This is a genomic window from Flavobacterium sp., from assembly GCF_044371705.1.
Lineage (GTDB): Bacteria > Bacteroidota > Bacteroidia > Flavobacteriales > Flavobacteriaceae > Flavobacterium.
Genome location: NZ_JBILTE010000227.1, coordinates 1 through 3821, shown reverse-complemented (window position 1 = coordinate 3821; position 3821 = coordinate 1). Strand labels below are relative to the sequence as shown.

Genomic DNA, 3821 nt, shown 5'->3' with positions numbered 1-3821 from the left:
CTCCGGAAGTTGTTCCGGAAACTGTTATGGTTAAAGTACCATTTCCCAAACATGTTTCGTTAGTAGCCGCTACTTGTAATGTGAAATTTGAAATTTGAGCAAAACTTAAACTTGAAATGAATAATAAGAAAATTAGAGCGAATTTATAAATTTTCATTGCTTGATTTTAGTCGGGTCATTTCAAAAATAACAAAATATCAGATATTTCATTATTTTTTCTTGAACAACTTTCCAATTAATTTTCTCACATCATCTAAGCGTTCTATATTTTCGGTAAATGTTTCTAAAGCAGCAGGACTTTTTAAATCAAGTCTGCTACCTGATAGTGTCGTTTGTAAAGGGTAAATTAACAGCACATTATTCTTTTCAAAATATTTATTGGTGTAACTCGGAATACTAGCCATTACAGAATTGTAGGATAGGTTTAATTTTCTGCTCATGACCACAACTAACGCGTCGTCTTTAGTGATGTTTCTAGACAAAATCAAAAAATCGTCCCAATCTGAAAAAAGATTGAATTCTGCCTGCACAGGATGTTTGGCGTGAACATCCTTTATTAAATTGATCGTAGATTCTGCACCATAAAATATAATTTTTGAACTGGTATTCTTCCCTAAATTCCAAACTTTCAGCAACCAAAAAGGGAAGCCTATTTCTCGTTCTGCACGCTCCGGAATTACAACAATAAATCGTTTGATTGTTGCAATTGGCTGCTCTGATTTATAAATAAATGTGGTAGTATTACATTTATACAAAATACCATCTGTAATTGGCCCGTATAAAGAATCCCCCGATCCTAACGACTCTGCTTGACCCAAAATAATGTCTGAAATTTTGTGCTCTTTCACCACACTTGAAACACCATTGATGATATTTAAATCATACCGCATTAGCATGCTTAGTCTATTATCGGTTGAAGCAGCAGCTATAGCAGCTCTATCTATAATTTTTTTGGCCTTGCTCTCTAAGACAGTCGTTGAGCCATTATTGCTAATCACGTTTAATGCAAACAATCCAGCTTTATTTTTTTTAGATTTTAGCGTAACAGAAAGATTAACCAATTCATCAACTGTTTCCAATGATTTCATCGGGATTAATATCTTTTCATCACTTTCAACCGGAATGTCATCAGGATTGTCTTCTTCATCTTCATCCTCTGCTAATGCAATATTATAGGCTCCTTTTTGTGCTACAAACGAAGCGATTGTGCAGGTAATCAAAATCATTAAAATAGTTCCGTTTAACACATTTTCGTTTAACAATCGGTTGGGCATTCTAATTTCTGCCAATTTTCCTTCGTTAAATTTTAACTCAGACTTATCGGTTAGTTTAAACGTCCCTTTTGCAAGAACTCTGTTAACATAAGCACTACTTCCAATCTGTGGAAATTCGCCGCTTTTCAATTCATTAAATAAAAGTACTTGGTTATTTTCCGTTGTTAGCTTATTGTTTTTCAGATGTACTTCTGAATATGAATTGACACTTTTATAATCCACAATAATATTAAAACCAACCAAAACTGCAGCTAAAGTTGCGGCTGCTTGTGCATTACTTAATCCGAAGAGTAATCTTCTTTCGTCTCGACTATATCCAAATAACTTCTGAGTAATATAGGCGGGCAAGTACTTTCCAACTATGGCCACGATTGTCATAATTCCTGCTACTTGAATGGTATCCCAATCTTTTACAAAAGCTTTGTAATCAATTAACATTCCTACCCCAATCAGAAAAAAGGGTATAAAAAGTGCGTTTCCAACAAATTCTATGCGATTCATTAACGGAGATGTATGCGGAATCAATCTGTTGAGAGCTAAACCGGCTAAGAAAGCTCCGATAATAGCTTCAATTCCTGCCAACTCTGCCAATGTACAACCTAAAAATACCATCGCTAAGACAAAAATATATTGTGATATATTATCATCATATCTTTTAAAAAACCATCGTCCAATTATGGGAAAAATGAGCATCACGACCAATCCAAAAATAATCACAGAAAAACCTAGTCGAATCCAAAACTCTTGGTTTATTTCTCCGGTTTGCATACCTGCAATAATAGCAAGAACCAAAAGGGCCAGTGTATCCGTTATCATCGTTCCTCCCACCGCAACCGTTACTGCTCTGTTTTTGGCAATACCTAACTTACTTACTAATGGATAAGCAATTAAAGTGTGCGAGGCAAACATACTGGCAAGTAAAACAGATGTTGCTGTCGAAAAATGCAACACATAAAGACCTACAACAGTACCTAGTATCATTGGAATTGAGAACGTAAGCATTCCAAAAACTAAACTCTTGGAGCTATTTTTCTTGAACTCAGCTAAATCAATTTCCAAACCGGCTAAGAACATAATGTACTGAAGTCCAACAGTTCCAAATAAAATAATACTCATATCGCGAGCAATTAAATTTAAACCATTCGGTCCAATAATTGCTCCTGCGATAATTAAACCTATAAGATGCGGAATTCGAAGTTTATTCAGTAAAATAGGTGCAAAAAGTATAATAAATAAGATCAAAGAAAACAGCAAAACCGGATTCTTTAAAGGTAAAGTGAAATCAATGCCTATTAAAAATATCATACTTTTCAGTTGTATAATTAATTTATCCTGTCGCTTTTTTCATAATTGACTTAATGTCTTGCTCTTTATCTTTAGGGTAAATTAGCAAAACATTCCCCTCATCAACAACTATAAAATTATCTAAACCATCAATAACAATTAGCTTTTTGTCATGAGCTCTAATGATATTATTGGTTGCGTTTTCCAAAATTACTTTTGAATTAACGACCGCATTATTTTGTTCGTCTTTATCCAGTTTATCGTATAAGGAACCCCAAGTTCCTAAATCATTCCAGTCGAAAGTAGCGGGTAACACAAAAACATTAGTTGCATTTTCTAAAATAGCGTAATCTATGGAAACATTTTCGGCATTTGCATAATTTGAGTTAATAAAAATTTGTTCTCCCGAAGTATTCAACTGTGGATAGCCATTCATGAATAATTGATGCATTTGCGGTTGAAATGCTGAAAACGCTTCAATAATCGATTGAACAGACCAAATAAATATTCCGCCATTCCATAAAAAATTACCACTTTTCAAAAACGATTTTGCTGTTTCATAATCAGGCTTTTCTCTAAATTGGTTGACTTTTTTTATCGCGTTGGTGTCGGCTTTATTAAATTCAATGTAACCAAAACCGGTATTTGGAAAAGTGGGTTGAATGCCAAGTGTTACCAATGCATTTTCCATTTCACAATAGTCAAAACATTGTTGCAAATTGTTGGCAAATGCTGTTTCATCTTCAATCCAATGATCGCTTGGAGCGACGACCATCAAAGCTTGGGGATTCATTTTCTGAATTTTCAACGAGGCATACAAAATACAAGGTGCAGTATTTCGCATGGCTGGTTCCAATAAAACTTGCTCTTGTTTGACCATTGGCAATTGCTGCAAAACCAACTCATTGTATTGCTCATTAGTTAAAATATAAATGTTTTTGTTGGGAATAATTTTCGATAATCGACTGAAGGTTTTTTGAATTAGTGTCTCCCCCGATCCCAACATATCGTGAAACTGCTTGGGAAACTCGGTTGTGCTTACCGGCCAAAAACGTGAACCTACTCCTCCGGCCATTAGTATTGCGTAATAATTTTTGTTCATTTTTGAATTGCAAAAAGCTGATATACTATGTTAAATTGACACAAATATAGTAAAGTTGCCGCGTTACTGAGAACTTAAGTTGCTTAGTTTTTTAATAATTGATGTTATTAAATTAATTACGAAAATGAATTGAAGAAAAACAAAATTTAATAAAGTAATAA

The 3821-nt window shown here is 34.1% G+C and carries 2 protein-coding genes; both read right to left on the bottom strand.

Going from position 1 to position 3821, the window contains the following annotated elements; genetic code table 11:
- Nucleotides 1–209: 209 nt before the first annotated feature.
- Complete coding sequence (locus ACIQ2S_RS12050; protein ID WP_396176329.1) at nt 210–2579, bottom strand: cation:proton antiporter; 2370 nt, start codon at nt 2577–2579, stop codon at nt 210–212.
- Nucleotides 2580–2601: 22 nt separating this feature from the next.
- On the bottom strand, nt 2602–3660 hold the full coding sequence (locus ACIQ2S_RS12045; RefSeq protein WP_396176327.1) for a mannose-1-phosphate guanylyltransferase: 1059 nt from the start codon (nt 3658–3660) through the stop codon (nt 2602–2604).
- Between the last annotated feature and the right edge of the window lie 161 nt (nt 3661–3821).

Bases quoted from the DNA above. Each gene is read 5' to 3' on its own strand.
- ACIQ2S_RS12050 (WP_396176329.1), bottom strand. From the start codon at position 2,579: ATGATATTTTTAATAGGCATTGATTTCACTTTACCTTTAAAGAATCCG.
- ACIQ2S_RS12045 (WP_396176327.1), bottom strand. From the start codon at position 3,660: ATGAACAAAAATTATTACGCAATACTAATGGCCGGAGGAGTAGGTTCA.